Genomic DNA, 26,704 nt, shown 5'->3' with positions numbered 1-26,704 from the left:
CCGTCACAACCTACATATAATTTTTTATAAAATCAACCCCCCACTAGCGGCGGCCCCCTCCTCAGCCGGCCCCCCCCCGCGCCCCCCCCGCCGCCGGTCGCCGCCGGCCCGCCCCCCGACACCTCGGCGGGCAGCCGGACGGTGAGGTAGAGCGTGACCGCCAGCGGTATCACGTTGACCCCGAAGATCCACCGCCAGCTCAGCGCGTCGACCAGCACCCCGCCCAGCAGCGGACCGGCGATGAAGGCGGTGCCGGTCCACGCCGTCCAGGTGCCGATGGCGCGGGCCTGCGCGGCGCCGGTGAACCGGGCGTTGATCAGCGCCAGCGAGCTGGGGACGAGGAAGGCCGCCCCGACGCCCTGCAGGCACCGGGCGGCCACCAGCAGCCATCCGCTGGCCGCCAGCGCGCACAGCAGCGACGCGGCCGCGAAGACGACCAGGCCCCACCGCAGCACGGCGAGCCGGCCGAACTGGTCGGACACGGCGCCCGCCACCAGGATGAGCGCACCCAGGGCGAGCAGGTACCCGTCCACCACCCACTGCTCCAGCGCGAGCCCGCCCGTCGAACCGGGTGCGAGGTCGGCGCTGATCGCCGGGAGGGCGAGGTTGACCACCGAACCGTCGAGGAACGCCACGAACGAGGCCAGCACCGCCACCGCGATCAGCGACCGGTCGGACCCCGTCGTCGTGGCCATGGCGTGCCCGCCGGCCGGTCAGTCGGTCCGGGCGTCTGCGGTCTCGGCGTCGTCGACGGACCCGCCGGGGTCCGGGGCGTCCAGGTCGGCGTGCCCGTCGCGCTCGGCGTGCAGCGCGCGCTGAGCCGCCCGGATGGCGAAGTAGGTGACCAGCGCGGCGACGGCGGTCAGCGGCCAGCCCATGGCGATGCGGGCGAAGCCCAGCCAGCCGGTCTCGTCGGATTCGTACAGGTGCTCCTGCACCACGAAGCGCGAGGCGAACACCAGCACCCAGAACAGGGTGGCGATGTCGAAGGCCCGCACCGCCTTGCGTGCATCACGCCAGCTGCGGTCGTGGCCGTTGACCCAGCCCCAGATGTAGCCGACGACGGGCCTGCGGATGACCACCGACAGGCCGAACACCGCGGCCCAGAACAGCGACATCCAGATGCCCAGCAGGAAGTAGCCCTTGGATTCGCCCATCAGGTACGCGATCAGCGCGCAGAACGCGACGCCGAAGAACCCGGAGATCGCGGGCTGGGTGGTCTCGCGCCGGATCAGGCGCCAGATGAGAATCAGGGTGGCCACGCCGAGCGCCGCGCAGATCGCGGGAACCAGGCCGGCGGCCGAGGACACCGGCACGAACACCACGACCGGCAGCGAGGAATAGATCAGACCGCTGACGCCGCCCATCTGGGCGAGCAGGGCCTGCGCGCTCGTGGGCTTGCCCGGCTGGTCTCCGGGCGAAGTCAACTCCGGATCTCCCTGCTCACTTCTGAATTTCGTAGTGCGGGTTGTACAGCGCCTTGACGCCGTTCTCGAGCTTGCCGATCCGGCCGTGCACCCGCAGGGTGCGCCCGGACTCGATGCCGGGGATGCGGCGCTGGCCGAGCCACACCAGCATCACCGAGTCGGTGCCGTCGAACAGTTCCGCGCGGACGCCGCCTGCGCAGTTCTTCGAGTTGGCCTCGACGCTGCGCAGCGTGCCGACCATCGTGACTTCCTGCCCGCGCTGACAGTCGATCACCTTCTGTGCGCCGGTGCCCGCGGCCTCATCGGAGAGTTCCTCGACATCGAGTTGCTCGGGGTCCTCCGTCAGGCGTCGGGTGAGCCGGCGCAGATACCCTTCGGCCGTGGCCATGGTCTCTCCTGACTAATGCAGATCCACTCTGGGTCTACCCAATCCAACGCCACGGTAGACCTCTGCGTTCCCTTTTGCCACGCGGGGTGCGCCGCGCCACGCCGACGTTGCGGCGGGCCCCCATGAGCCGGTGCGCGACGTGCTTGACGCACCCGGCACGATCGTGGAATGGCGGTCGATCTGCGCGGGGTGACGACGGTGCTGCTGGCCGGAACCGGGTCCGACGACGACTACGTCTACCGGGCGTTCTCCGCGGCCCTGCACGATGTCGGGGCGGTCGTGATGACACCCCCGCCCCGGCCGGACCGGCTCGTCGACGGCTACCGGGAGGCGCTGGACGAGGCGGCCCGCGAGGGCCCGATCGCCGTCGGCGGGGTGTCCATCGGTGCGGCGGTGGCCGCAGCGTGGGCGCTCGACAATCCCGGCCTCGCGGTGGCCGTCCTGGCCGCGCTGCCGCCGTGGACCGGTTCCCCCGAGACGGCGCCCGCCGCGGCCACGGCCCGGTACTCGGCGGAGGTGCTGCGCCGCGACGGACTGGCCGCGGCCACCGCCCAGATGCGCGCCTCGAGCCCGGCATGGTTGGCCGACGAGCTGACCCGGTCGTGGGTGGGCCAGTGGCCCGGTCTGCCCGAGGCGATGGACGAGGCGGCCTGCTACGTCGCGCCGACGTGTCCACAACTCGAGCGGCTGGCGGCGCCGATGGGCGTGGCCGCGGCGACCGACGACCCGGTGCATCCGGTCGAGGTCGGCTTCGAGTGGGTGTCGGCGGCGCCGCGCGCGGCGCTGCGCACGGTCACCCTCGACGAGATGGGCGCCGACCCGGCGGTGCTGGGCGCGGCGTGCCTGGCCGCCCTGCAAGAAGCGTGATTTCGGCGCGGACACGTTCGCCGGGCGAACGTCAGCGCGCCGAAATCACGGGAGAACCTAGCCGCCGGTGATGGTGCGCAGCTGCTGCATCGCCGAGCCCTGGGCGCTGCGCCTGGCGGTCGGCTCGGGCGGCGGCTGCTGCTCCTCGGCCTCCGGGGCCTGCGGCTGCTGTTCGCCCGACTGTGCGGCGGCCGCAGCACGCAGCTGTGCGGCCATCGGCTCGGGCAGCTGGATCGGTAGCGGCGTGCGCACCGGCAGCGGCGTGTCACCACGCCGCACCACGGTGTCGCGCAGAGCGGTGCGTGCCTCCTCGGCCAGCGCGTCCACCGATTCGGCGACCCCGTTGACGACGCAGCGGATCATCCAGCGGTAGCCGTCGACCCCGATGAACCGCACCACACCGCTGGCGGTGCCGACCACCTCGCGGCCCCACGGACCGTCCTGGATGCGCACCTCGGCGGAGTCCTTGCGCAGCGAGTCGGCCAGCTCGCCGGCGACCTCACGCCACAGTCCGGTGGACTTCGGGGCGGCATACGCGGCGACGGTGAACCGGCCGTTGGGCGTCACCACCCACACCGCGCTCGGCACGCCGCCCTCGTTGAGTTCCACCTGCACCTGGCCGGCGGCGGGCATCGGGATCAGCACCGACCCAAGATCGAGCCTGCCCTGTTCCGCGACGGCCGGATCGTCGAAGTCGTCGATGTCGAACGGGCCCTCGAGTTCCGCTTCGGCGGCTTCGGCGGCCGCCGCGGCCTCCGAGGATTCTGCCTCGATGTCGTCCCTGCTCTTACGTTTCCCGAATGCCATCACAAACTCGCATGTCCGCCGGAGGAACCGTGGCCGCCTTCGCCACGGGTGGTGCCTGCCAGACCGGCCTCGTCGAACGAGGCCACCTCGACCAGATCGGGTAGTTCCACCCGCTGCACCAGCAGCTGGGCGATCCGGTCGCCGCGGCGCACGACGATGGGGGTCTGCAGGTCGGTGTTGATCAGTGCCACCTTGATCTCGCCGCGATAGCCGGCATCAACTGTGCCGGGGCTGTTGACGATCGAAAGTCCCACGCGCGCAGCCAGACCCGAGCGCGGGTGCACCAGCCCCACCATCCCGTGCGGGATGGCGACGGCGACGCCGGTGGGCACGAGTGCGCGCTGGCCGGGAGCCAGTTCGACGTCCTGGGCGCTGAACAGGTCGACACCCGCATCGCCGTCATGGGCTCGGCTGGGCATCGGCAGGTCGGGGTCCAGGCGCACAACCGCCAGAGAGGTGGACACGACGTCACAGATTACTCTGGCCCGCGTGTCAGACACGCGCGCGACCACACAAACGGTGCGCTACCGCGAGCGGTTGTGGGTGCCGTGGTGGTGGTGGCTGCCCGGGCTGGGGCTCGGCGCGCTGATCGCGTACGAGGTGACCCTGGGCGTACGGAGTGCGCCCGGTTGGCTTCCGTTCGCGGTGCTGTTGCCGGTCGCCGCCGCGGTCCTGGTGTGGTTCAGCAGGACCGAGGTGCGGGTGGTGCTGCCCGGCCCCGAGACGAGCCCCGACTCCGGTCCGGAACTGTGGGTGAACGAGGCGCACCTGCCGGTCGACGTCGTCGCCCGGTCCGCGGAGGTCCCGCGGTCGGCGAAGACGGCGGCACTGGGCCGACAGCTCGACCCGGCGGCCTACGTCGTGCACCGGGCGTGGGTCGGCCCGATGATCCTGCTGGTGCTCGACGACCCGGACGACCCGACGCCGTACTGGTTGATCAGCACGCGGCACCCGGACCGGGTGCTCGCCGCGCTGCGCAAGGATTGAGCCGACGTCAGGCAGCGCAGTCGCTGCAGATCATCATGCCGTTCTTCTCACTGGCGAGCCGGCTGCGGTGGTGCACGAGGAAACAACTCGAACAGGTGAACTCGTCGGCCTGCTTCGGGATGACCCGAACCGACAGCTCCTCTCCCGAGAGGTCGGCGCCGGGCAGCTCGAACGACTCGGCCGATTCGGACTCGTCGACGTCGACGACGGCCGACTGGGCTTCGTTGCGCCGCGCCTTCAGCTCCTCGAGCGAATCCTCGGAGACGTCGTCGGTCTCCGTGCGGCGTGGAGCGTCATAGTCGGTAGCCATCGTCCTCGTCCCCTCCATCAAATCTTGCAGCAGTGCTTTGTACCAGCGTCGAACGCATTCCCCAAACGATTCGTGCCCGTACTGCCACACGTTCCATTGTGATTTACATCACAGTGCTGCTCCGGGTGGCCTCCCACCGCAGACAACCTTCGTCTCACCAGGCCTTAGAGTGCTAGACGTGGTTTCCCACATCACCGAGGGCACGGCCTTCGACAAGCACGGTCGGCCGTTCCGTCGCCGCAACTACCTGCCCGCGCTGATCACGCTGGCAGCGCTCGCGGTGGTGACCATGCTGGTGTGGTCGATGGCGCTGAACCAGGCCCCCGATGTCGTCCAGGCGGCGGTGTGCAACCGGCCGCCCGCGCCTGCGCCCGGTGAACCCACGCCGCCGCCCCTGGGCACCCAGGTGTCGGGCGCGGACATGGTCGAGGTCGAGCCGGCCAAGCTCGCCGACACGCGGATCCGCGTGCTCAACGCCAGCGGGCAGGGCGGGCAGGCCGCCGAGGTGGCCGGCGCGCTGCGCGACCTCGGCTTCGCACAGCCCGAGGCGGCCAACGACGCCGTGTACGCGAGTACCCGGCTCGAATGCCACGGCCAGATCCGGTTCGGGCCCTCCGGCCGGGCCGCCGCGGCGGCGCTCTGGCTGGTGGCGCCCTGCGCCGAGTTGTTCGAGGACGAGCGCCCCGACCCGGTCGTGGATCTGGCGATCGGCACCGAGTTCAGCGAACTGAACGCCAGCGACGACATCGAGGCGGTGCTGGCCAGCCTGCGCCCGGACGCGACCGCGGCCGCCGATCCCACGCTGGTCGAGAAGATCCACGGCACGGGCTGCTGACGGGCGGCCTCAGCCCAGCCCCGCCCCGCGGAGCACGTCGGTCAATTCGGCGGCCACACCGGGCGCGGCGGCGACGACCAGGCCTGCGCCGCCCACCCCGCCGTCGGGCGGCGGCAGCGACAGCCTGGCACCGGCCTCCGCGGCGATCAGTGCACCCGCCGCCCAGTCCCACACGTTGACGCCGTCCTCGTAGTAGGCGTCGAGCCGGCCGGCGGCGACCATGCACAGGTCGAGGGCACACGAGCCGATGCGCCGCATGTCACGCACCAGCGGCAGCACGCGGGTCAGGATCTCGGCCTGCTCCCGGCGCCGCTGCGGCGCGTAGCCGAAACCGGTGCCCAGCAGCGCCAGCGCCAGCTCGTCGGCGTCGCTGCACCGCAGCGGGCGGGTACCGACGCCGTCCCGCGCCTGCGCCCCATGGCCGCGCGCTGCGGAGTACACCACCCCCGCCGCCACGTCGGCGACGGCGCCCGCCACCGATTCGCCGTCGAGCTGGGCGGCCACCGACACCGCGTACGCCGGGATGCCGTAGACGAAGTTCACCGTGCCGTCGATCGGGTCGAGCACCCAGGTGATCCGTCCGGCGCGCACCCCGGCCGCGCCGCCCTCCTCCTCGCCCAGCACGTGCTCGCCGGGGCGTAACACGGCGAGCCGCTCCCGCAACAACCGTTCGGTCTCGGTGTCGACGATCGTCACGGGATCGGTGCGGCTGCTCTTCGACCGCACCGCACCCCCGTCCGACGGGCCCGCCGCGCCGAACACCTCGGCGCGCCTGCGCCGGACGAATGCCGCGGCCTCGTCGGCCAACTGGTCGGCCACCTCGCGCAGCGTCACCGGGTCACTGTGGATTTCGGTCACTGCGCCATCGCACCACTTTCGGCGCGGAATGTCGCCGACCGGTTGCCCGACAGTCACGCGGGAGCATGGTCGAGCCGATAGTGTGTGGAACGCGAGACGCTTGCCGGGTACCCGCCGGCCGTGTGCTGAAGGAGCGCCTATGACCGCCACTGAGTCCCCCGTCGCAGACCCGGACGCCGGCGGTGACTCGCAGCGGCGCGGATTCGGCATCGACGTCGGCGGCAGCGGGGTCAAGGGCGGCGTGGTCGACCTCGACACCGGGGCACTGATCGGCGAACGCTTCAAGCTGGCCACCCCGCAACCCGCCACGCCCGACGCGGTGGCCAAGACCATCGCCGCCGTGGTCCGCGAGTTCGGCTGGACCGAGCACCTGGGCGTCACCTACCCCGGCGTGGTGACCGGAGGGGTCGTGCGCACCGCGGCCAATGTCGACAAGGCGTGGATCGGCACGAACGCCGCCGAGGCGATCGCCGCCGAACTCGGCGGTCAGAGGGTCACGGTGCTCAACGACGCCGACGCGGCCGGGCTGGCCGAAGAGCGGTTCGGCGCGGGGCGTGACAACACCGGCGTCATCGTCCTACTGACCTTCGGCACCGGCATCGGGTCCGCGGTGATCCACAACGGCGCCCTGCTGCCCAACACCGAGTTCGGCCACCTCGAGGTGGGCGGCAAGGAAGCCGAGCACCGGGCCGCGTCGTCGGTGAAGGAACGCAAGGACTGGAGTTACGAGCGGTGGTCCGAGGAGGTCACCAAGGTGCTCGTGGCGATCGAGAATGCGATCTGGCCCGACCTCTTCATCGCCGGCGGCGGCATCAGCCGCAAGGCGGACAAGTGGATCCCGCTGCTGAAGAACCGCACCCCTGTGGTGGCGGCCACTCTGCAGAACACCGCGGGCATCGTCGGCGCCGCGATGGCGGCAGCGGTCGACGTCACCTCTACTGCCAAGTAACTTTTCGCCGGACACGCGCGGGGCGGGCCGGATTTGCCGCTCGAGGCGGCGTTACCACACACTGTCGTTACAATGGTCGAGGCGGCCGCCTACCGAATAGCGGCGGGTAATCCCCAGTAGATACAACGCCGCATTCGACATAGCAGACGCTTTCGGTGGCGCACGCCTGCGCAGACCGGAGTACGCACGACCGAAAGGGTGTACGTGGCAGCGACCAAGGCAAGCCCGGCAACCGACGAGCCGGTGAAGCGCACCGCCACCAAGACTCCCGCCAAGAGAGCCGCCCCGGCGAAGACCGCCAACGGATCGGCGCCCGCCAAGCGCGCCGCCAAGGCTCCCGCCCGCGCGGCCAAGGCCGAGAACGGTGCGGCGCCCAAGGCCCGCGCAGGCGCCAAGCCTGCCAAGGCCGCCGCCAAGGGACCCGCCAAGACCCGCGCGAAGAAGTCGACCGCACCCGAGGCCGGTGCCGGCGAGGAGAGCCTCGTCGAGGACACCGACATCGAGACGACCGACGACGTCGAGGCAGAACCCGGCGAGGACCTCGAGGCGATCGACGAGCCCGAGATCGACCTCGACGATCTGGACACCGACGACGAGGAACCCGCCGCAGGGGCCGACGCGGCGAAGACCCCCGCCGTGGCCGCCAAGGTGGAGACGGCCGCCCCGGTCGAAGAGGAAGAGATCGCCGAGCCGTCCGAGAAGGACAAGGCGTCCGGCGACTTCGTCTGGGACGAAGAGGAATCCGAGGCGCTGCGGCAGGCCCGCAAGGACGCCGAGCTCACCGCCTCCGCCGACTCGGTACGCGCGTACCTGAAGCAGATCGGCAAGGTCGCGCTGCTCAACGCGGAGGAGGAGGTCGAGCTCGCCAAGCGCATCGAGGCCGGTCTGTTCGCCACGCAGAAGCTGACCGAGCTCGCCGACAAGGGCGAGAAGCTGCCGGTGCAGCAGCGCCGCGACATGCAGTGGATCTGCCGGGACGGCGACCGCGCCAAGAACCACCTGCTCGAGGCGAACCTCCGCCTGGTGGTCTCGCTGGCCAAGCGCTACACCGGCCGCGGGATGGCGTTCCTGGACCTCATCCAGGAGGGCAACCTCGGCCTGATCCGCGCGGTGGAGAAGTTCGACTACACCAAGGGCTACAAGTTCTCGACCTACGCGACGTGGTGGATCCGGCAGGCCATCACCAGGGCGATGGCCGATCAGGCCCGCACCATCCGCATCCCGGTGCACATGGTGGAGGTCATCAACAAGCTCGGCCGCATCCAGCGCGAGCTCCTTCAGGACCTGGGCCGCGAGCCCACGCCCGAAGAGCTGGCCAAGGAAATGGACATCACGCCGGAGAAGGTGCTGGAGATCCAGCAGTACGCGCGTGAGCCGATCTCGCTGGACCAGACCATCGGCGACGAGGGCGACTCGCAGCTCGGCGACTTCATCGAGGACTCCGAGGCCGTCGTCGCCGTCGACGCGGTGAGCTTCACCCTGCTGCAGGATCAGCTGCAGTCGGTGCTGGAGACGCTCTCCGAGCGCGAGGCGGGCGTCGTCCGGCTGCGCTTCGGGCTCACCGACGGCCAGCCGCGCACCCTTGACGAGATCGGCCAGGTGTACGGCGTGACCCGCGAGCGGATCCGCCAGATCGAGAGCAAGACGATGTCGAAGTTGCGTCACCCGAGCCGTTCTCAGGTGTTGCGCGACTACCTCGACTAGTCGACCGTCCCGCCGGCGGGTACCGGCGGGCCGGGATTCCCGGGCACGCCGTTCTCGACCAGCACCTGATCCGGGATGACGATCCCGCCGGGCCTGCGGATCGGCGAGGCCGCGGCCGGCGGAGCGACGCACGTGCTGGTCGCCGCGTTCCAGTCACCGCCGGACCTGAAGCAGCACCACTGCACGTGCTCGATGTACTCCTCGACGCTGTTGCTCGGCGGCTGATTTCGTTCGCAGCTGTCGAAGTCCCCGATGTCCCACTCGCGGGGTTCGGCGCCCGCGGTCGGGATGACCGCCAGTAGCGCGATCGCCGCTGCGCCGATGACCGGCGAAACCCAGCGATGTGCTCTACGACCTGTGACGCTCATGTCGGCTCCTGAGATGTTCGGTTGTGTTGTACCCCTGTCGTTCACCCATGGTTGCGATGTCCGGACGTATCCGGAATCGACGACGAGCCACATTCCGCTCGCCATCGGTAAGGTTTTGCTGTCCGCGGGGTGAGGGTGGTGTGTTGAGCGGCCCGCCCGCGGCGTTGAGCCGTTGTTGAGGCCCGTGCGGATACTTCCTCCCATACGACCGACCGGGAGGAAGTCCGCAATGTCGCGACCAGTGAGCACCTACGTGTACGCCGATGATCCGATTCTCGAGGCCGGCGTCGTCAGCCAACTGCGCCCCAGGGCCGAGGTCGAGGTGGTCGGCTCCGCCGGCCTGCACGGCGCCGACGTCGCGATCGCCGTGGCCGACGTGCTGGACGACGCAACGGTGCGGATTCTTCGCTCACTGCGTAAAGCCGGTGTGCGCCATACTCTTCTGCTGTTGGGCGCCGTCGACCACGAGACCCTGACGACGGCGGCCGAGGCCGGCGTCAGCGGCGTGCTGCGACGCACACAAGCGACATCCGACGTCCTCGTGCGCACCGTGGGCGACGTCGCCGCGGGCCGTCGCGTCCTGCCCCGCGACCTGCTCGACCGGACGGGCGGGACCCCGCGGCGGACGGGCACGCCGCACCTCGACAAGCTGTCGCAGCGCGAGGCCGACGTGCTGCGCCTGGTCGCCGAGGGCCTCGACACCGACGAGATCGCCCGCACGCTGTGCTACAGCCAGCGCACGGTGAAGAACGTGCTGCACGGCGTCACCACCCGGCTGCAGCTACGCAACCGCTCGCACGCCGTCGCCTACGCGGTGCGCGAGGGCCTCATCTGACCCGCCGCCCGGCTCCGGCGCACGAGCGTCGGCACCCCGAGTTCGGCGCGGATCCGGGCGTGTTCGCGGCGCACGCACTCGGCCGACCCCTCGTCCCCGAGCTGGGCGTGCAGGTCGGCCAGCACCAGCCATGCGGTGTCCTGCTCGGCTTCGAGCTGCAACGAACGCTCGGCGGCGGCCAGCGCCTGGTCGTGCTTGCCGAGCGCCAGGTGGTCGGCCGCCAGCGCCGCGGCCACCGCGGCCGCCCTGTGCCGCAATCGATCCCGCTCGACCTCGATGTGCGACATGCCGGTCAACTCGGGTAGCAGGTCGCCGGTGTACTGGTCGAGGGCCGCCCGGCGGGCCGCCATGCGGCCGGCGACGTCACCACGCGCCGCCAGCATGCCCGCCCGTGCGACGGCGTCGGCGAACGCCCCGACGTCGACCGCCGCGGACGCAGGCAGGCACAGCCGGTAGGACTCACCACGCCTGTCGATTCCCACGCCATGGTCGACGAGTACGCGGCGCGCGCTGGACACCGCCACCTGCAGCCGGTGCGTGGCGACCGGATGCGACACCCCGGGCCACAGCAGGTCCTCGAGGTACTCGCAGTGGTGGTCGCGGCCGGGCGCCATCGCCAGTATCTGCAGCACACGGCGCGCCTGCGGCCGCAGGGCGCCCAGTGCGACGGCCCGCCCGCCCGCCTCGATCCCGAACTCGCCGAAGCACCGGATCAGCACGGCCGGCGTTGCCGCCCCGCCCAATTCGCCCGACTCGACGGTTCTCGTCAATCGTGACACCTGCACGCCTTCGCCGGCCTTGGCATAGGCCGCCATCGCGGAACGCGGTTCGGCGAACCGCTCCAGCACCTGCGCGCAGCGCCGGTACCACTGCCGCGCCTCGGTCACGCCGTACTCCTCGACGAGGGCCAGTTCGAGATGGGTGCGCAACACCTCGTGATAGCGGAAGTGCCTGCCGCCGTCGTCAGTCGAGGTGAACAGTTGCGCCGCCTCGAGCTCGGCAAGGATGCGGTGACTGCCGGTCACGCCGAGCAGTGCGTCGCAGACCTCACCTGACATTCGCTCCAACGGCGCTGTGCGGAGCAGGAATTCGCGACGGTCCGCGGACAGCTGACCGATGACGTCGCGATCCAGGTAGGACCGGACGAATCGGCACCGACCACCGAGATGCGCGACGGCACGGTGCCGGTCGGCGGCGCTGCGCTGCGCGGTGGCCAGTTGGAACAGCCACAGCGCGGCCGCCCATCCGCCGGTGCAGCGCGCCAGTGCGATGGCGGCGTCGTGCGGAAGTGGGGCGCCGTAGACCGCGGCGAACAACTCCTCGATCTCCGGCGTGCGGAATCGCAGGTCGTCGCAGCCGATCTCGCCGAGCGACCCGGATACCCGCAGCCGCGGGACGTTGACACCGGGTGTGCGCCGCGACGCGCAGACGACCCGCAGCCGGGGGGGCCGCAACGCCAGGAACCGCTCGAGTGCCCGTTCGGCCGCCGTACCGGCGATCGTGTGCACGTCGTCGAGGAACAGCACCGCACCAGGACCGGTCCACCGGTCGAGAGCCGCGAGCAGTCCGGCCACCGAGGTCACGTCAACGACCGCCACCAACCGGCCGAGCGCACCGGCGAGATGCGCGACGAACCGGTCCTCGTAGGTGTCGTCCTCGGTGATGCCGTACCACCCCACGGGCACCTGCGCCGTGGCGGCCAGATGTGACAGCAGGGTCGTCTTCCCGCAGCCGGCAGGCGCCACCACCATCGTGGTCGCGGCCGGTGCCGTCAGCCGGTCGCGGACAAGGCCTGCCGGCTCGGGTGTGCGCAACTTCTCCCGCAACACCGTGCATGTCGTCGTATCCGTCGGGCACCCCACGGGCGCAGCGTATGACCGCCTCACCGGGGGGGTTCGAGTAGTCGACTACTCGACTTGCGCACTCGCCGGTAAAGTTCGGCCACGTGCCCGAGAAGTCTTTCAAAGCCCCGCCGGCACGACTGATCGCCGCAGTCGACAAGGTCCGCGCCGGCCTGCAGAAGCTGCACCGGTCCACCGTGCCGGGCAACATCGCGATGCTCGAACTCGCCACCGGGGCGTGGACGACGGCGGCCCTCTACACGGCGGCGAAACTCGGCATCCCCGATCAGCTGGCGAGTGGACCCGCGCACGCGAACGACGTCGCCAAGAGGATCGGCGCCCACCCCGAGTCCGTGTACCGGCTGATGCGGGCGCTCGCAGGCAAGGGTGTGCTGACACAGCGCCGCGACGGCCGGTTCGCACTGACCCGCGTCGGGGACGCCCTGCGCTCGGACTCCGACGGCACGCTGCGCGACATGGTGCTGTTCATCGGGCACCCGCTGCGCTGGGAGGATTGGGGCAACCTGGAGCACTCCGTGCGCACCGGACAGACGGCCACCGAGATGCTGCGCGGCATGCCCGTGTGGGACTTCCTCGCCGCGAACCCGGAGTTCGCCGAGGTGTTCAACCGGGCGATGACGGCCACCAGCGGGCTGACCGACGAGGCCGCGCTGAGTTGCTACGACTTCGCCGGCTCGAAGCTGGTGGTCGACGTGGGCGGCGGGCACGGCGCACTGCTGTCGACCATCCTGCGCAGTGCGCCCGACGCGAGGGGCGTGCTGTTCGACCAGCCCTCCGTGGTGGAGAACGCAGCCCCGACACTCGCGGCGGCCGGCGTCGCCGACCGCACCACGACGGCCGGCGGTTCGTTCATGGAGTCGGTGCCCGACGGCGGCGACGTCTACGTGATGAAGAACATCATCCACGACTGGTACGACGACGACGCGGTGCACATCCTGCGCACCATCCGCACCTCGATCGCCGACGGCGGCAAGCTGCTCCTGCTGGAGATGGTGCTGCCGGAACGGCCGTCGTCGTTCATCGGCCTGATGCTCGACCTCGAGATGCTCGTCACCGCCGGCGGCAAGGAACGCACCAGGGCCGAGTACGCGAACCTGCTCGCCCGCTCGGGCTTCCGCCTGCAGCGGGTGATCGACACCGTGACCCCGCTGTCGATCATCGAAGCGGTACCGGTGTGACATCCGACCGCATCGCGGTCGGTTCGGGTTCGGAGTACGAGTATGCGGTCGGCTACTCGCGGGCCGTGCGGGTCGGCCCGATGGTCGTGGTGGCGGGCACCACCGGCGCCGGCGCCGGCGCCGCGGCACAGACAAGGGACGCGCTGCGGCGGATCGCCGCTGCCCTGGCCGAGGTGGACGCGACGCTGTCCGACGTGGTGCGCACCCGGATGTACGTCACCGACATCTCGTGCTGGCGCGAGGTCGGCGCCGTGCACGCCGAGGTGTTCGGTGACATCCGCCCGGTCACCACGATGATCGAGGTGTCGGCGCTCATCGCGCCGGAACTCCTCGTCGAGGTGGAGGCCGACGCCTACGTCGGCTCCCCGGCCGGCGGGAACACCCCGTCGTCGCCAGGCAGATAGGGCGTGACCTGCAGCACCGCCGCCACCGGCAGCGGTCCGTACAGGTGCGGGAACAGCATGCCGCCGGGATCGGTGGGCACACCCGGCTCCCATCGCACCTCCGCCGACAGCCTCGCGGGGTCGATGTGCAGCAGCACCAGGTCGGTGCGCCCGGCGTAAAGCCGGTTGGCCGGCAGGTGCACCTGGCCCGGCGCGGACAGGTGCACGAAGCCCACCGCGTCGAGCGACGCGGGGCGGTGTTCGCCGCGATCCTGCGCGACCTGCCACTCCACGGCCGCGCAGAGGTGCACCAGCAAAGGCGTCCTCGCGGGTGGTTTCGGCGCTGAATCTGGGTACATACGACTAGCCTGCCCTCCTGGCAACACGGGGTGACGTGAGACACGACACACCGGTGAACCCCCGGGGAACAAGGCCGGAACCGAATACGTCTGACACAGTAGAGATACGCGGTAGGGCATGATCCCGCACCGCGCCGGCTAGAAACGGAGGAGCCATGACCGCAACTCTGACCAGTCCCGAACTCACCCGGGCTGATCGCTGCGATCGCTGCGGTGCCGCCGCCCGGGTGCGCGCGAAGCTGCCTTCGGGTTCCGAGCTGCTGTTCTGTCAGCACCATGCCAACGAGCACGAGGCCAAGCTGGTCGAGCTCGCCGCGATCATCGAAGTGAGCCCGTCGGACTCGTAGGGCCACTTCGGCGAGCACCGCTTATGGGCAGTAGCGCATTTCTTCGGTAATGCTGGTCTGGTCATGACTGACCAGCCGGCTCCGATCCCCCCGTCGCGTCATCACATCTGGCGAACCACTCGACGCACTCTGTCGAAGAGTTGGGACGACTCGATCTTCTCGGAGTCGGCCCAGGCGGCGTTCTGGTGCGCGCTGTCCTTGCCGCCGCTGCTGCTCGGGATGCTCGGCAGCCTGGCCTACATCGCGCCGCTGTTCGGCGCGGAGACGCTGCCCGCCATCCAGGACCAGATCATCAGCACGGCGAACAGCTTCTTCTCGCGGAACGTCGTCAACGAGATCATCGAGCCGACGGTGCGCGACATCGTCCAGGGCGCCCGCGGCGAGGTGGTCTCGGTGGGGTTCGTCATCTCGCTGTGGGCCGGCTCGTCGGCGGTGTCGGCGTTCGTCGACTCGATCGTGGAGGCACACGACCAGACGCCGCTGCGACACCCGGTGCGTCAACGGTTCTACGCGTTGGGCCTTTACGTGGTGGCGCTGGTGCTGGCGATCGCGACCGCACCGCTGCTCGCGCTCGGCCCGCAGAAGATCGCGCAGTTCATCCCCGACAGCTGGGACCACGTGCTGCGCTACGGGTATTGGCCGCTGTTGTTCCTGAGCCTGATGATCGCGGTGAACCTGCTCTACCGGGTGGCGCTGCCGAAACCGCTGCCGTCGCACCGCCTGCTGCTCGGGGCGGCGCTGGCCACGGTGGTGTTCCTGATCGCGACGCTGGGCCTGCGGGTGTACCTGACGTACATCACCAGCACCGGATACACCTACGGTGCGCTTGCCACCCCGATCGCGTTCCTGTTGTTCGCGTTCTTCCTCGGCTTCGCGATCATGATCGGCGCCGAACTCAACGCCGCCATCCAGGAGGAGTGGCCGGCGCCGGTGACTCATGCGCACCGGCTCCGCGGCTGGCTCGGAGAGAAGGCCGAGTCGATGAACTCCACGGCGACGGTCGCCGTGTCGAAGCCCGCGAGCACTCCGGCGGCCGCCGATCCGAGCGTGGCCGCACCGCGACCCGCGGACTAGGTCTTGAGCTGCTCGAAGATTCGCTTGCAGTCCGGGCAGACCGGGGAACCGGGCTTGGCGCTGCGGGTGACCGGGAACACCTCGCCGCACAGCGCGACGACATGGGTGCCCATGACGGCGCTTTCGGCGATCCTGTCCTTCTTCACGTAGTGGAAGAACTTCGGCCGGTCACTGTCGGTGCCGTCGTCGACCTGTTCGTCGGTCTCGGTGCGCTCGATGGTGTCGGTCTGCATGTGACCATTGTGCCTGGCAATGGATCGGTAAGAAATCCCACGAGCGCAGCGGGACCCGGCTGTGCCAGAGTGGAAGTATGAAACACGGCCAGGAGCTGGGTTTCGACGACGAGGGTCGGCCCGTGCTGATCACCCGCGCCGCACCGGCCTACGAAGACCAACACCGCGCCCGCGTGCGCAAGTACCTCTCGCTGATGGCGTTCCGGATCCCGGCGCTTATCCTCGCGGCGGTCGCCTACGACATCTGGGAGAACGGCCTGGTGTCGCTGGCCATCATCCTGGTGTCGGTGCCGCTGCCGTGGATGGCCGTCCTAATCGCCAACGACCGCCCACCGCGCCGCGCGGAGGAACCCCGCCGCTACGCGCACGGGCGGCGCATCCCGCTCTTCCCGACGGCCGAACGACCCGCGCTCGAATACCGGCCGTCCTCGGCGCCGCAACCGGATTCCTCGGAGTCCGAATACGACGTCCCGGGCTGAGCTCCCGACGCTCGTTTTCCTCAGGACATTCTCAGGTCGTCACCGAAAAACCCCTGATCAAAACGTGTGAAGCGGCGGCGGGGCGGGAACTACTAGCGGCACTTGGGCGTTAAAGCTCATGACAGTTCTAGCCGAGCAGGAGGCCGTCATGGCAAATGCCACCTTTAGCCGCATCGAGAGCGATCTGGACGCTCAGAGCCCAGCCGCCGACCTCGTGCGCGTGTATCTCAACGGCATCGGCAAGACTGCGCTGCTGAATGCCGCGGACGAGGTGGAGTTGGCCAAGCGCATCGAGGCCGGCCTGTACGCACGGCATCTGCTCGACACCAGGAAGCGGCTCGGCGAGGCGCGCAAGCGCGACCTGGCCGCGGTGGTCCGCGACGGCGAGGCGGCCCGCAGGCACCTGCTGGAGGCCAACCTGCGACTGGTGGTGTCGCTGGCCAAGCGCTACACCGGGCGCGGCATGCCGCTGCTGGACCTGATCCAGGAGGGCAACCTCGGTCTGATCCGCGCGATGGAGAAGTTCGACTACGCCAAGGGATTCAAGTTCTCGACATACGCCACCTGGTGGATCCGGCAGGCGATCACCCGCGGCATGGCCGACCAGAGCCGCACCATCCGGCTGCCCGTCCACCTCGTCGAGCAGGTCAACAAGCTGGCTCGAATCAAGCGTGAGATGCACCAGAACCTCGGACGCGAGGCCACCGACGAGGAGCTGGCCGAGGAGTCGGGCATCCCCGCCGAGAAGATCGCCGACCTGCTCGAGCACAGCCGCGATCCGGTGAGCCTGGACATGCCCGTCGGCAGCGACGAGGAGGCGCCGCTCGGCGACTTCATCGAGGACGCCGAGGCGATGTCGGCGGAGAACGCGGTGATCTCCGAACTCCTGCACACCGACATCCGGCACGTGCTCGCCACGCTCGACGAGCGTGAGCAGCAGGTGATCCGGCTGCGGTTCGGGCTCGACGACGGCCAGCCCCGCACGCTCGACCAGATCGGCAAGCTGTTCGGTCTGTCGCGCGAGCGGGTTCGCCAGATCGAGCGCGAAGTGATGTCCAAGCTGCGCAACGGCGAGCGCGCAGACCGGCTGCGCTCCTACGCCAGCTAGCTCGCCGGCCGGTGCCACCGGCCGAGATTTCGACATACAGCGACGGGTCCGCCGGCAATAGGCGGACCCGTCGCTGCCGCCTGCGGCGCGTGTCGGCGCGATGATGCACCGCTGCGCAGGCCCTGGGAACGGTAGACTTTCGCAGGACGGAGGGCTGCGCGCAATGAATGATCTGGTCGACACCACCGAGATGTATCTGCGGACGATCTACGACCTCGAGGAAGAGGGCGTGGTGCCCCTGCGCGCCCGTATCGCCGAGCGGCTCGATCAGAGCGGACCGACGGTCAGCCAGACCGTCTCGCGGATGGAGCGTGACGGCCTGCTCCAGGTGGCCGGTGACCGCCATCTCGAGCTCACCGACAAGGGCCGCCAGTTGGCTGTCGCCGTGATGCGCAAGCACCGGCTCGCCGAGCGGCTCCTGGTCGACGTCATCGGCCTGCCGTGGGAGGAAGTGCACGCCGAGGCCTGTCGCTGGGAACACGTGATGAGCGAGGACGTCGAACGCCGGCTCATCCAGGTGCTCGACAACCCGACCACCTCGCCGTTCGGTAACCCGATCCCCGGCCTCTCGGAACTCGGTCTGGCCGGCTTCCCCGGCGCCGAACAGGTGAGCCTGGTCCGGCTGACCGAACTGCCGGCCGGCATGCCGGTCGCGGTCGTTGTGCGCCAGCTCACCGAGCACGTCCAGGGCGACGCCGACCTGATCGCCCGCCTCAAGGACGCCGGCGTGGTGCCCAACGCCCGCGTCACCGTCGAGGCCACCGACCACGGCGGCGTCAACATCGTGATCCCGGGCCACGAGCAGGTCGAGCTGCCCCACCACATGGCGCACGCCGTCAAGGTCGAGAAGGTCTGACGCTCAACCGCTGCGGCGGCGTACCCCGGTGCGCGGCGGCAGCCGCACTCCCAGCCGGTCGGCCATCCGGTACCCGGTGAGCGCGAGTTCACGGATCTGATCGGGCCGCATCCCCGATCGCAGCGCCTGGTCGAGCATGCCGGCCATCCGGTGCCGGGGGTCGAGGCGCAGCGCGGCCTCCAGCGCCACACCGGCCAGCGGACCGTCTCCCCTGGCGTAGGCGGAGAAGGCCAGCAGCACCAGGGCCTCGTTCCGCCACGGCGGCGGCAGCATGCGCGACAGCAGTACCCACAGCGCCTCCGCCAGATCCGCGTCCTGTCCGATCGCCAACGCGTACAACGTGTCCCGCACCGACGGGTCGGTCAGGGCGCAGGCCATCGCGGCCATCTGCGTGTCGTCGGGCCGCCGGCCGTCGCCCAGCCCTCGCGCGGCGGCGATCGTGTCCTCGATCTCGCTGCGCAACACCGCATCCGGACGGGGCGCGCGGCGGTCCTGCGCGCGGCGGCGGATCATCTCGATCAGCTCCTCGCTGCGGGCCGGCTCCGGGTCGAGCACCGCCTCGAGTTCGGCACGGCTGCGGTACAGCCGCCGGCCGTCCAGCACCGCGGCGGCCGCCAGCGGTGACGCGGACGGGTCGTCGACCGGCCCGCCGGCGCAACCGCCCACCGAGTGCCAGCGTCCGCCCGCGGCGACCCGGTCCACCACGTGGGCGTCGAGCAGGTCGATGCCGTACTCGGCCAGGGCCGCGTCGAGACGGTCGACGAGCTCGCGATGGGCGTCGTTGCACGGCTCGCAGTCGGCGCCGCATTCGTCGACGATCACGGCGACCACCGCGTCCGGCGCCGCCGCGGCCGCGACCCTCGCCAGGTCGTCGATCGAGGCGGCGAGTCCGTCTGACAGGTCGACCCGCAGTACCCCGCCGAGGTCGCCGTGGTGCACGGTGACGAGGACCAGGGACTGCTCGGGCACGAAGCCCAGGACGGCGGGTACGGCGGCGATCAGCCTGCCGGGATGGTTGAGCCGGTAACCGAACTGCTGCGATGAGGTCATGGCCGCAACGCTCGTCGGCGGCACCGTCGAAAGCGGCCGCGCACCGGCCCGTTCGGGGCGACCTGGGGATGAACCGGCGACTGTGGACAGACCCGGCCCGCTGGGTGTTCACGAAGTCTTCGGTGTCGTCGGCATGCGAGATCGTCACAACCGGCGTACACCTTTTGCCATGGGTTCGATGCTGGAGTACGACCTCGTCGTCATCGGTTCAGGTCCGGGCGGGCAGAAGGCCGCCATCGCGGCCGCCAAGCTCGGCAAGTCGGTCGCCGTCGTCGAACGTGGCCGGATGCTGGGCGGGGTGTGCGTCAACACCGGCACCATCCCGTCGAAGACGCTGCGCGAGGCCGTTGTGTACCTCACCGGGATGAGCCAGCGCGAACTGTACGGGGCGAGCTACCGGGTGAAGGAGAAGATCACCCCGGCGGACCTGCTGGCGCGTACCAGCCACGTCATCGGCAAGGAGCAGGACGTGGTGCGCAGCCAGCTGATGCGCAACCGGATCGACCTGATCGAGGGGCACGGCCGGTTCATCGACCCGCACACCCTGCTGGTCGAGGAACCGACGCGCGGCGAGAACACCAGGGTCAGCGGTGAGTACATCGTGATCGCGACCGGCACCAAGCCGGCCCGGCCCGCCGGCGTCGAGTTCGACGAACACCGGGTGCTCGACTCCGACGGCATCCTGGACTTGAAGTCCCTGCCCACCTCGATGGTGGTGGTCGGCGCGGGCGTCATCGGCATCGAATACGCGTCGATGTTCGCCGCGCTCGGCACCAAGGTCACCGTGGTGGAGAAGCGCGACTCGATGCTGGACTTCTGCGACCCGGAGATCGTCGAGGCGCTGAAGTTCCACCTGCGCGATCTGGCCGTCACCTTCCGCTTCGGCGAGGAGGTGACCGCCGTCGACGTCGGCTCCGCAGGCACGGTGACGACGCTGGCCAGCGGCAAGCAGATCCCGGCCGAGACGGTCATGTACTCGGCGGGCAGGCAGGGCCAGACCGAACACCTCGACACGGCGATGGCAGGCATCGAGGCCGACAACCGCGGCCGCATCTTCGTCGACAGCAATTTCCAGACCGTGGTGGACCACATCTACGCGGTCGGCGACGTGATCGGCTTCCCGGCGCTGGCCGCCACGTCGATGGACCAGGGCCGGCTGGCCGCTTACCACGCCTTCGGCGAACCGGCCAAGGGGATGACCGACCTGCAGCCGATCGGCATCTACTCCATCCCAGAGGTCTCCTATGTGGGCGCCACCGAGGTGGAGCTCACCAAGAAATCGATTCCGTACGAGGTCGGGGTGTCCCGGTATCGCGAGTTGGCCCGCGGCCAGATCGCAGGCGACTCCTACGGCATGCTCAAGCTGCTGGTGTCGACCGACGACCTGAAGATCCTGGGCGCGCACATCTTCGGCACCAGTGCCACCGAGATGGTGCACATCGGACAGGCCGTGATGGGATGCGGCGGCACAGTCGAATACCTCGTCGACGCCGTCTTCAACTATCCGACCTTCTCCGAGGCCTACAAGGTGGCCGCGCTCGACGTGATGAACAAGCTGCGGGCGCTCAATCAGTTCCGGCGCTGAGCGCTCAGCAGCCGTCGTCGTCGGCTGCCGGCGCCGCGTCGGCGGGTCCGCCGGCCTCCGCGCGGGCCAGCAGCCGTTCGATGTGGCCGTCGAACGGCGGCGAATACGACAGGTCCTCGTCGCAGCCGCCGCCGTCGAGACCGCCGACCAGTCCGGTGACCTCCGCGCCGGCGACCCACGGCGCGCCGCTCACCCCGGCCACCAGGCCCTCGCACGGCACGGCAGGGAACCCGTGCGCCGCGACCGCCGTCGATGCCCGGCAGCCGATCGGGCCGCCCCCGATGCCCATCTGATAGCCGGTCACCGTCACCGGCGTGCCCGGCCGCGGAGCGACGCCCAGCGCCAGTCCCCCGCCGGCCTGCTGCGCGGGAGTGTCGCCGGCGTCCCGGCTGACCCGCGCGATCGCGTAGTCGGCCAGCGGATCCTGCCCGTCGATCCAGCGCGGATCGAGGTAAACCGCGTCGAGGTGCCACGGCTCCTGGCCCTGCGCGGCGGCGTCGAAGCCGGGGACGAACGTCGCGTCGAGGCCGTCGACCAGGCAGTGCGCGGCGGTCAGGATCAGGTCGCCGCGCGCCGAATCCAGCACCGAGGCGGTGCAGGTGTGGACGGGACCGTCGCCGACGAACACGGCGCCGACCCGGGGATCGGCCGACACCGGCCGGGCGACCGCGGCGGGCGCGCCCTGCGCCTCGGCGTGCTGCGGCACGGCCGGGGACGGACTGGTACAGCCGACAAGGACGACGGCGGGCAGCGCCGCCAGGACTGCGGTCTTCCGCAGGGCGGCCGCGACCGTGGACCCACGCATGGACCGATGGTGCCCGACGACGCTGGCAATCCGCCGCGTGCCGGTGATTCGGCGTGACCCGATGGGGGCATCCCCAGCGGAATGCGGCCCCGGGGGGCCGTGTTCGAACCATGTGCGGGTCCGAACGACACGCAGGCCCGCACGCAGCGCAGGTTCGGGCCACGAACGGGTCCACCACGGCGTACCGGCCGCGATGGGCGACACTAGTGGTCCCGGCACGAGGAGGATGTTGAGATGGCTGACGAGACGGGTGGCGTTGCCGACACCCCAGAGCAGTACTACCAGCCCGAGTCCACCGGCATGTACGAGCTGGAGTTCCCGGCGCCGCAGCTGTCGTCGGCCGACGGCCGCGGGCCGGTGCTGATCCACGCGCTGGAGGGTTTCTCCGACGCCGGTCACGCGATCAAGCTGGCCGCTCAGCACCTGAAGAACACCCTCGACACCGAGCTGGTGGCGTCGTTCGCCATCGACGAGCTGCTCGACTACCGCTCGCGGCGGCCGCTGATGACGTTCAAGACCGACCACTTCACCCACTACGAGGAGCCGGAGCTCAACCTCTACGCGCTGCACGACACGGCGGGTACGCCGTTCCTGCTGCTCGCCGGGATGGAGCCCGACCTGCGGTGGGAGCGCTTCATCACCGCGGTGCGGCTACTGGCCGAACACCTCGGCGTGCGGCGCGTCATCGGGCTGGGCACCATTCCGATGGCGGTGCCGCACACCCGGCCGGTCAGCCTCACCGCGCACGCCACCGACAAGGAGCTGATCGCCGACCACACGCCGTGGGTGGGCGAGGTGCAGGTGCCGGGCAGCGTGTCCAACCTGCTGGAGTTCCGGATGGCCCAGCACGGTCACGAAGCGGTGGGATACACCGTGCACGTGCCGCACTACCTGGCGCAGACCGCCTACCCGCAGGCCGCCGAGGCACTGCTGGCCGAGGTCGCCAGGAGCGCGTCGCTGCAGATCCCGCTGGCCGCACTGGGCGAGGCGGGCGCCGAGGTGTTCGAGAAGATCAACGAGCAGGTCGAGGCCAGCGCGGAGGTCGCTCAGGTGGTGACGGCGCTGGAGCGACAGTACGATGCGTTCGTCACGGCACAGGAGAACCGGTCGCTGCTGGCGCACGACGAAGAACTGCCCAGCGGTGACGAGCTCGGCGCGGAGTTCGAGCGGTTCCTCGCCCAGCAGTCCGGCGAGAAGTTCAAGGAAGACAAGTACAAAGACGGCTACGGTGACGGTTTCGGCGAGGGCGAGGACCGGCAGTAGCCCCGCACCGGAGGCCGCATGTCACCACGCAAGCCCGATCTTCGCCCGGTGCGCCAGCTGACGCCGTCGCTGGAGTACCGCACCATCCACGGCTACCGGCGGGCGTTCCGCATCGCCGGGTCCGGCCCGGCGATCCTGCTGATCCACGGCATCGGTGACAACTCCACCACCTGGAGCACGGTGCAGACCGCGTTGGCGCAGCGGTTCACCGTCATCGCCCCCGACCTGCTCGGGCACGGGAAGTCCGACAAGCCCCGCGCGGACTACTCGGTGGCCGCGTATGCCAACGGCATGCGCGACCTGCTGAGCGTGCTCGACATCGACCAGGTGACCGTCGTCGGCCACTCGCTGGGCGGTGGCGTCGCGATGCAGTTCGCCTATCAATTCCCGCAGCTGGTGGAGCGTCTCATCCTGGTCGGCGCAGGCGGGGTGACCGGTGACGTGAACGTGGCGCTGCGGATCGCGTCGCTGCCGCTGGCCAGCGAGGCGCTGGCACTGCTCCGGCTGCCGCTGGTGCTGCCCGCACTGCAGGCCGCGGGCCGCATCGCCGGAACCGCACTCGGTTCCACCCGCGTCGGCCGCGATCTGCCGGAGATGCTGCGGATCCTGGCCGACCTGCCCGAGCCGACGGCGTCCTCGGCGTTCGCCCGGACGCTGCGCGCCGTCGTCGACTGGCGCGGCCAGGTGGTCACCATGCTGGATCGTTGTTACCTCACTGAATCTGTGCCGGTGCAACTGATCTGGGGCTCGCACGACTCGGTCATCCCGGTCGGCCATGCCGCGATGGCGCACGCCGCGATGCCGGGTTCGCGCCTCGAGGTGTTCGACAAGGCCGGCCACTTCCCGTTCCACGACGAGCCGGAGCGGTTCGTCGAGGTGGTCGAGCAGTTCATCGACGCCACCGAGCCCGCCGTCTACGACCAGGACCTGCTGCGCACACTGCTGCGCAACGGGCTGCGCGAGGGCGCGCTGACCGGATCGGTCGGCACCCAGGTGGCGGTGCTCGACGCGATGGGCGCCGACGAGCGCAGCGCCACCTGACAACCGGCCAACCCGGCGGGGCGAGCACGTAGCATCGGCGCATGGCTTCCGACGTGACAGTGCTGCGCGTGTTCACCGACGCCGACGGCCAGCTCGGCAACCCCCTCGGCGTGGTGGACGCGGGCACCGTGGACCCCGCCGACCGGCAGCGGATAGCGACCGAACTCGGTTACAGCGAAACGATTTTCGTCGACGTTCCCGAGCCGGGCGCGACCACGGCGCACCTCCGCATCTTCACCCCCGCCACTGAACTCCCGTTCGCCGGCCACCCCACGGTCGGGGCGGCCTGGTGGCTGCGCGAGAACGGGTCCGCGCTGCGCACTCTGCAGGTCCCCGCGGGCATCGTGCAGGTCGCCTACGACGGCGACCTGACCGCCGTCAGCGCACGCTCGGACTGGGCGCCGGAATTCGCGATCCACGAGGTGTCCTCGCTCGACGAACTCGCCGCAGCCGACCCGTCGGACTTTCCCGACGACACCCAGCACTACGTGTGGACGTGGACCGACCGCGACAAGGGCGAAGTGCGCGCGCGAATGTTCGCGGCCATCCTGGGAGTACCCGAAGACGAGGCGACCGGCGCCGCCGCCGTGCGCCTCACCGACTACCTCAGCCGGGACCTGACGATCGTGCAGGGGCGGGGTTCGGTGATCCACACCCGGTGGAGCCCGGAGGGTTGGGTGCGCGTCGCCGGCCGTGTCGTCAGCGACGGCGCCCGGCAGTTGCTCTGACCGGTCAGCCCGACGTCCGCACCCGGCGGTGCTCGCGCAGCGCCTCGATCTCACGCTCGAAGTCGTCGGCCGACGAGAACGACCGGTACACCGAGGCGAACCGCAGGTACGCCACCTCGTCGAGTTCACGCAGCGGGCCGAGGATCGCCAAGCCCACCTCGTTGCTCGGGATCTCCGGTGAGCCCGCCGCCCGCACGGCGTCCTCGACCTGCTGGGCCAGTAGGTTCAGCGCATCGTCGTCGACCTGACGCCCCTGGCAGGCGCGCCGTACACCCTTGATGACCTTCTCGCGGCTGAACGGCTCGGTGACGCCGCTGCGCTTCACCACCGCCAGCACGGCCGTCTCCACCGTGGTGAAGCGGCGGCCACACTCGGGACAGGACCGCCGCCGGCGAATGGCCTGGCCCTCGTCGGTTTCGCGGGAATCGACCACCCGCGAGTCGGGATGCCGGCAGAAGGGGCAATGCATCGTCGCTCCTTCGCCTCGTCGACCGGTACGCACGTCGAACCACTCTGAGCGTACCTGCGCGGCGCCGGGACGACCCATCGGCGTCGCGGTCGGCGCGCCTCGACGAGGCGCTGCCACTCCCCTTGCGCAGTACGGCGATTCACCGTGCACGACGCGGTCAGCCCACCGGGGCGATCAACGTCTGGCCGGCGTCGACCGCCGCCGAGTCCAGCGCGTTGAGTTCCCGGATGCGATCGACGACCGCCGCCACCGGCGCCTCGGGCGCCACCCGCTGCGCCACCTGATGCAGTGACTCGCCGGTCTGCACCTGTACCACCGCCAGTTCCGCAGGCACCTGCGCCGGCGTCCCGACCACCCCGCCGAGCTGCGCCACCACGCCCAGCCACACCGTGATCGCCGCGGCCACCAGGGCCAGGCCCACCGTCGCCAACGGGGTGATCGGCCTGCGCCGGTGCGACGCCCGCGACACCAGCACGCCCGTGCCGCGGTACTGGACGGGGCGCCCGCCGGGGCGGGTGGACTGCGGCCGCCTGCGCACCTGCGGCGGCCGGCACACAGCCCGGTCGACCGGTCGCATCTCACTCTGCCGGGGTTCCACGATTGTCATCTGCCTGCCCTCTCCGCCGGTGGTCGTTCGCTACTGTGTTCGAAACATACTCGCTCAGGTGTTCGATGGATAGAACATGTGATCGAACTGTTGCGAAACGATAGAGCAGGCCACCGACAAGTCCCCGGACGCGATCCAGGGCGGCCCCCGGCGACGCCCATTCCCCGCGACACACCTCGAACACATGTTTGATCAACGGGCGTCGGGCGACTACATTCGGCTGCATGAGCGACGACAGCAGGGACATCGGCGAAGGCGGCAGCGCACCGGCGAGCACCGGCGGGCGGCGCACCCTCGACACCCTCACCGAACGACAGAGCACCATTCTCGACGTGATCCGGGCGTCGGTCACCAGCCGCGGATACCCGCCGAGCATCCGCGAGATCGGCGACGCCGTCGGCCTGACGTCGACGTCCTCGGTGGCCCACCAGCTCCGCACACTGGAGCGCAAGGGCTACCTGCGCCGCGACCCGAACCGGCCGCGCGCGGTCGACGTCCGCGCCTCCGACGATCCCGCCACCGCGGTCGTCACCACCGACGTCGCCGGTTCGGACTCACTGCCGGAGCCGACGTACGTGCCGGTGCTCGGCCGCATCGCCGCGGGCGGCCCGATCCTGGCCGAGGAAGCCGTCGAGGACGTGTTCCCGCTGCCCCGCGAGCTCGTCGGCGAGGGTTCACTTTTCCTGCTCAAGGTGGTCGGCGAGTCGATGGTAGACGCGGCGATCTGCGACGGAGACTGGGTGGTCGTGCGTCAGCAGAACGTCGCCGACAACGGCGACATCGTCGCGGCCATGATCGACGGCGAGGCGACGGTCAAGACGTTCAAGCGCACCCGCGGGCAGGTGTGGCTGATGCCCCACAATCCGGCGTTCGACCCGATCCCCGGCAACGACGCGGCGGTGCTCGGCAAGGTCGTCACCGTGATCCGCAAGATCTGACTGC

General features: G+C 70.3%; 32 protein-coding genes and 1 pseudogene. 18 read left to right on the top strand and 15 right to left on the bottom strand.

What is annotated here, in order from left to right:
- Window positions 1-131: 131 nt before the first annotated feature.
- The 3 genes and pseudogenes from AB0K11_RS17665 to AB0K11_RS17655 form a co-directional block, all read right to left on the bottom strand.
- A pseudogene (locus AB0K11_RS17665) lies at window positions 132-695 on the bottom strand (MFS transporter); the annotation flags it as partial.
- Between the two features lie 18 nt (window positions 696-713).
- Entirely contained in the window at window positions 714-1,367 is a 654-nt protein-coding gene (locus AB0K11_RS17660) for a DUF3159 domain-containing protein (RefSeq protein ID WP_364980432.1), read from the bottom strand.
- A 76-nt stretch (window positions 1,368-1,443) separates the two neighbouring features.
- Entirely contained in the window at window positions 1,444-1,815 is a 372-nt protein-coding gene (locus AB0K11_RS17655; RefSeq protein WP_269896147.1) for an OB-fold nucleic acid binding domain-containing protein, read from the bottom strand.
- 168 nt (window positions 1,816-1,983) lie between these two features.
- Between AB0K11_RS17655 and AB0K11_RS17650 the strand changes: the two genes are divergently transcribed.
- Window positions 1,984-2,682 (top strand): alpha/beta hydrolase, encoded by a 699-nt coding sequence (locus tag AB0K11_RS17650; protein WP_364979245.1) that lies wholly within the window; start codon window positions 1,984-1,986, stop codon window positions 2,680-2,682.
- Between the two features lie 57 nt (window positions 2,683-2,739).
- On the opposite strand, the gene AB0K11_RS17645 is transcribed toward AB0K11_RS17650, so the two are convergent.
- Complete coding sequence (locus AB0K11_RS17645) at window positions 2,740-3,489, bottom strand: DUF3710 domain-containing protein (protein WP_364979242.1); 750 nt, start codon at window positions 3,487-3,489, stop codon at window positions 2,740-2,742.
- Window positions 3,489-3,953, bottom strand: a complete 465-nt coding sequence (gene dut / locus AB0K11_RS17640; RefSeq protein ID WP_264015294.1) for a dUTP diphosphatase — start codon at window positions 3,951-3,953, stop codon at window positions 3,489-3,491. The genes AB0K11_RS17645 and dut overlap by 1 nt, the downstream gene beginning before the upstream one ends.
- A gap of 25 nt (window positions 3,954-3,978) precedes the next feature.
- Here dut and AB0K11_RS17635 point away from each other — a divergent pair, with 25 nt between their 5' ends.
- Window positions 3,979-4,476 carry a DUF3093 domain-containing protein gene (locus AB0K11_RS17635; protein WP_364979239.1) on the top strand — a complete coding sequence of 166 codons (498 nt, stop codon included), beginning with the start codon at window positions 3,979-3,981 and terminating at the stop codon, window positions 4,474-4,476.
- Window positions 4,477-4,483: 7 nt separating this feature from the next.
- Here the strand turns inward: AB0K11_RS17635 and AB0K11_RS17630 are convergent, their stop codons facing one another.
- Window positions 4,484-4,786 carry a DUF4193 domain-containing protein gene (locus tag AB0K11_RS17630; RefSeq protein WP_090344025.1) on the bottom strand — a complete coding sequence of 101 codons (303 nt, stop codon included), beginning with the start codon at window positions 4,784-4,786 and terminating at the stop codon, window positions 4,484-4,486.
- Window positions 4,787-4,964: 178 nt separating this feature from the next.
- Between AB0K11_RS17630 and cei the strand changes: the two genes are divergently transcribed.
- On the top strand, window positions 4,965-5,621 hold the full coding sequence (gene cei / locus AB0K11_RS17625) for an envelope integrity protein Cei (RefSeq protein WP_364979234.1): 657 nt from the start codon (window positions 4,965-4,967) through the stop codon (window positions 5,619-5,621).
- A 9-nt stretch (window positions 5,622-5,630) separates the two neighbouring features.
- Here cei and AB0K11_RS17620 read toward each other — a convergent pair whose 3' ends face one another.
- A complete protein-coding gene (locus tag AB0K11_RS17620; RefSeq protein ID WP_364979231.1) occupies window positions 5,631-6,479 on the bottom strand; it encodes an inositol monophosphatase family protein in 849 nt (282 codons plus the stop codon).
- Between the two features lie 139 nt (window positions 6,480-6,618).
- Between AB0K11_RS17620 and ppgK the strand changes: the two genes are divergently transcribed.
- Together ppgK and AB0K11_RS17610 are read left to right on the top strand one after the other, a co-directional pair.
- Entirely contained in the window at window positions 6,619-7,428 is an 810-nt protein-coding gene (ppgK, locus tag AB0K11_RS17615) for a polyphosphate--glucose phosphotransferase (protein ID WP_364979228.1), read from the top strand.
- Window positions 7,429-7,632: 204 nt separating this feature from the next.
- On the top strand, window positions 7,633-9,132 hold the full coding sequence (locus AB0K11_RS17610) for an RNA polymerase sigma factor (RefSeq protein ID WP_364979225.1): 1,500 nt from the start codon (window positions 7,633-7,635) through the stop codon (window positions 9,130-9,132).
- On the opposite strand, the gene AB0K11_RS17605 is transcribed toward AB0K11_RS17610, so the two are convergent.
- The gene (locus tag AB0K11_RS17605; RefSeq protein WP_364979222.1) at window positions 9,129-9,500 is read right to left on the bottom strand and encodes a hypothetical protein; all 372 of its coding nucleotides are present in this window, start codon (window positions 9,498-9,500) and stop codon (window positions 9,129-9,131) included. The genes AB0K11_RS17610 and AB0K11_RS17605 overlap by 4 nt on opposite strands.
- A gap of 229 nt (window positions 9,501-9,729) precedes the next feature.
- Between AB0K11_RS17605 and AB0K11_RS17600 the strand changes: the two genes are divergently transcribed.
- Window positions 9,730-10,335 (top strand): response regulator transcription factor, encoded by a 606-nt coding sequence (locus AB0K11_RS17600; RefSeq protein ID WP_364979219.1) that lies wholly within the window; start codon window positions 9,730-9,732, stop codon window positions 10,333-10,335.
- Here AB0K11_RS17600 and AB0K11_RS17595 read toward each other — a convergent pair.
- Window positions 10,308-12,197, bottom strand: a complete 1,890-nt coding sequence (locus AB0K11_RS17595; RefSeq protein ID WP_364979217.1) for a BTAD domain-containing putative transcriptional regulator — start codon at window positions 12,195-12,197, stop codon at window positions 10,308-10,310. The genes AB0K11_RS17600 and AB0K11_RS17595 overlap by 28 nt on opposite strands.
- 83 nt (window positions 12,198-12,280) lie before the next feature.
- Here AB0K11_RS17595 and AB0K11_RS17590 point away from each other — a divergent pair, with 83 nt between their 5' ends.
- Both AB0K11_RS17590 and AB0K11_RS17585 read left to right on the top strand, forming a co-directional pair.
- The gene (locus AB0K11_RS17590) at window positions 12,281-13,375 is read left to right on the top strand and encodes a methyltransferase (RefSeq protein WP_364979214.1); all 1,095 of its coding nucleotides are present in this window, start codon (window positions 12,281-12,283) and stop codon (window positions 13,373-13,375) included.
- Window positions 13,372-13,779 carry a Rid family hydrolase gene (locus AB0K11_RS17585; RefSeq protein WP_364979211.1) on the top strand — a complete coding sequence of 136 codons (408 nt, stop codon included), beginning with the start codon at window positions 13,372-13,374 and terminating at the stop codon, window positions 13,777-13,779. Before AB0K11_RS17590 ends, AB0K11_RS17585 begins: the two co-directional genes overlap by 4 nt.
- Here the strand turns inward: AB0K11_RS17585 and AB0K11_RS17580 are convergent.
- Entirely contained in the window at window positions 13,728-14,117 is a 390-nt protein-coding gene (locus tag AB0K11_RS17580; RefSeq protein ID WP_364979208.1) for a DUF952 domain-containing protein, read from the bottom strand. The genes AB0K11_RS17585 and AB0K11_RS17580 overlap by 52 nt on opposite strands.
- Window positions 14,118-14,272: 155 nt before the next feature.
- On the opposite strand from AB0K11_RS17580, the gene AB0K11_RS17575 reads away from it, so the two are divergent.
- Window positions 14,273-14,464 (top strand): hypothetical protein, encoded by a 192-nt coding sequence (locus tag AB0K11_RS17575; protein ID WP_264015306.1) that lies wholly within the window; start codon window positions 14,273-14,275, stop codon window positions 14,462-14,464.
- A gap of 63 nt (window positions 14,465-14,527) precedes the next feature.
- Window positions 14,528-15,538, top strand: coding sequence for a YihY/virulence factor BrkB family protein (locus AB0K11_RS17570; protein ID WP_364979204.1), 1,011 nt, complete (start codon window positions 14,528-14,530; stop codon window positions 15,536-15,538).
- Here the strand turns inward: AB0K11_RS17570 and AB0K11_RS17565 are convergent.
- Entirely contained in the window at window positions 15,535-15,771 is a 237-nt protein-coding gene (locus AB0K11_RS17565) for a DUF3039 domain-containing protein (protein ID WP_269896162.1), read from the bottom strand. The two genes, AB0K11_RS17570 and AB0K11_RS17565, sit on opposite strands and share 4 nt — an antisense overlap.
- A 77-nt stretch (window positions 15,772-15,848) precedes the next feature.
- On the opposite strand from AB0K11_RS17565, the gene AB0K11_RS17560 reads away from it, so the two are divergent.
- The 3 genes from AB0K11_RS17560 (at window position 15,849) to AB0K11_RS17550 (ending at window position 18,214) form a co-directional block, all read left to right on the top strand.
- The gene (locus tag AB0K11_RS17560) at window positions 15,849-16,250 is read left to right on the top strand and encodes a DUF3099 domain-containing protein (protein WP_364979199.1); all 402 of its coding nucleotides are present in this window, start codon (window positions 15,849-15,851) and stop codon (window positions 16,248-16,250) included.
- Window positions 16,251-16,368: 118 nt separating this feature from the next.
- Window positions 16,369-17,358 carry a sigma-70 family RNA polymerase sigma factor gene (locus tag AB0K11_RS17555; protein ID WP_364979196.1) on the top strand — a complete coding sequence of 330 codons (990 nt, stop codon included), beginning with the start codon at window positions 16,369-16,371 and terminating at the stop codon, window positions 17,356-17,358.
- 163 nt (window positions 17,359-17,521) lie between these two features.
- Complete coding sequence (locus AB0K11_RS17550; RefSeq protein ID WP_364979193.1) at window positions 17,522-18,214, top strand: iron dependent repressor, metal binding and dimerization domain protein; 693 nt, start codon at window positions 17,522-17,524, stop codon at window positions 18,212-18,214.
- Window positions 18,215-18,217: 3 nt separating this feature from the next.
- Here the strand turns inward: AB0K11_RS17550 and AB0K11_RS17545 are convergent, their stop codons facing one another.
- The gene (locus tag AB0K11_RS17545) at window positions 18,218-19,264 is read right to left on the bottom strand and encodes a DUF4192 domain-containing protein (RefSeq protein WP_364979190.1); all 1,047 of its coding nucleotides are present in this window, start codon (window positions 19,262-19,264) and stop codon (window positions 18,218-18,220) included.
- Between the two features lie 178 nt (window positions 19,265-19,442).
- Here AB0K11_RS17545 and sthA point away from each other — a divergent pair, with 178 nt between their 5' ends.
- Window positions 19,443-20,849, top strand: a complete 1,407-nt coding sequence (gene sthA, locus AB0K11_RS17540; protein ID WP_364980429.1) for a Si-specific NAD(P)(+) transhydrogenase — start codon at window positions 19,443-19,445, stop codon at window positions 20,847-20,849.
- Between the two features lie 4 nt (window positions 20,850-20,853).
- Here the strand turns inward: sthA and AB0K11_RS17535 are convergent, their stop codons facing one another.
- Entirely contained in the window at window positions 20,854-21,654 is an 801-nt protein-coding gene (locus AB0K11_RS17535) for a trypsin-like serine protease (RefSeq protein ID WP_364979187.1), read from the bottom strand.
- A 300-nt stretch (window positions 21,655-21,954) separates the two neighbouring features.
- Between AB0K11_RS17535 and AB0K11_RS17530 the strand changes: the two genes are divergently transcribed.
- Genes AB0K11_RS17530 through AB0K11_RS17520 form a run of 3 tightly spaced genes read left to right on the top strand, consistent with a single transcriptional unit; the run spans window position 21,955 to window position 24,686 of the window.
- A complete protein-coding gene (locus AB0K11_RS17530; RefSeq protein WP_364980426.1) occupies window positions 21,955-22,917 on the top strand; it encodes a PAC2 family protein in 963 nt (320 codons plus the stop codon).
- Window positions 22,918-22,935: 18 nt separating this feature from the next.
- The gene (locus tag AB0K11_RS17525) at window positions 22,936-23,958 is read left to right on the top strand and encodes an alpha/beta hydrolase (RefSeq protein WP_364979184.1); all 1,023 of its coding nucleotides are present in this window, start codon (window positions 22,936-22,938) and stop codon (window positions 23,956-23,958) included.
- Between the two features lie 41 nt (window positions 23,959-23,999).
- Window positions 24,000-24,686, top strand: a complete 687-nt coding sequence (locus AB0K11_RS17520; protein ID WP_364979181.1) for a PhzF family phenazine biosynthesis protein — start codon at window positions 24,000-24,002, stop codon at window positions 24,684-24,686.
- Between the two features lie 4 nt (window positions 24,687-24,690).
- On the opposite strand, the gene nrdR is transcribed toward AB0K11_RS17520, so the two are convergent.
- Both nrdR and AB0K11_RS17510 read right to left on the bottom strand, forming a co-directional pair.
- Window positions 24,691-25,155 carry a transcriptional regulator NrdR gene (nrdR, locus tag AB0K11_RS17515; protein ID WP_264015317.1) on the bottom strand — a complete coding sequence of 155 codons (465 nt, stop codon included), beginning with the start codon at window positions 25,153-25,155 and terminating at the stop codon, window positions 24,691-24,693.
- Window positions 25,156-25,312: 157 nt separating this feature from the next.
- Window positions 25,313-25,762 carry a peptigoglycan-binding protein LysM gene (locus AB0K11_RS17510; RefSeq protein WP_364979177.1) on the bottom strand — a complete coding sequence of 150 codons (450 nt, stop codon included), beginning with the start codon at window positions 25,760-25,762 and terminating at the stop codon, window positions 25,313-25,315.
- Window positions 25,763-25,986: 224 nt separating this feature from the next.
- On the opposite strand from AB0K11_RS17510, the gene lexA reads away from it, so the two are divergent.
- Window positions 25,987-26,700: a transcriptional repressor LexA gene (gene lexA, locus AB0K11_RS17505; protein ID WP_364979174.1), complete on the top strand. Its 714-nt coding sequence runs from the start codon at window positions 25,987-25,989 to the stop codon at window positions 26,698-26,700.
- Window positions 26,701-26,704 lie beyond the last annotated feature (4 nt).

Source organism: Mycobacterium sp. NPDC050551 (assembly GCF_040674075.1).
GTDB lineage: Bacteria > Actinomycetota > Actinomycetes > Mycobacteriales > Mycobacteriaceae > Mycobacterium.
The sequence above is the reverse complement of the archived record's forward strand: the minus strand, read 5'-3'. Positions and strand labels throughout refer to the sequence as shown.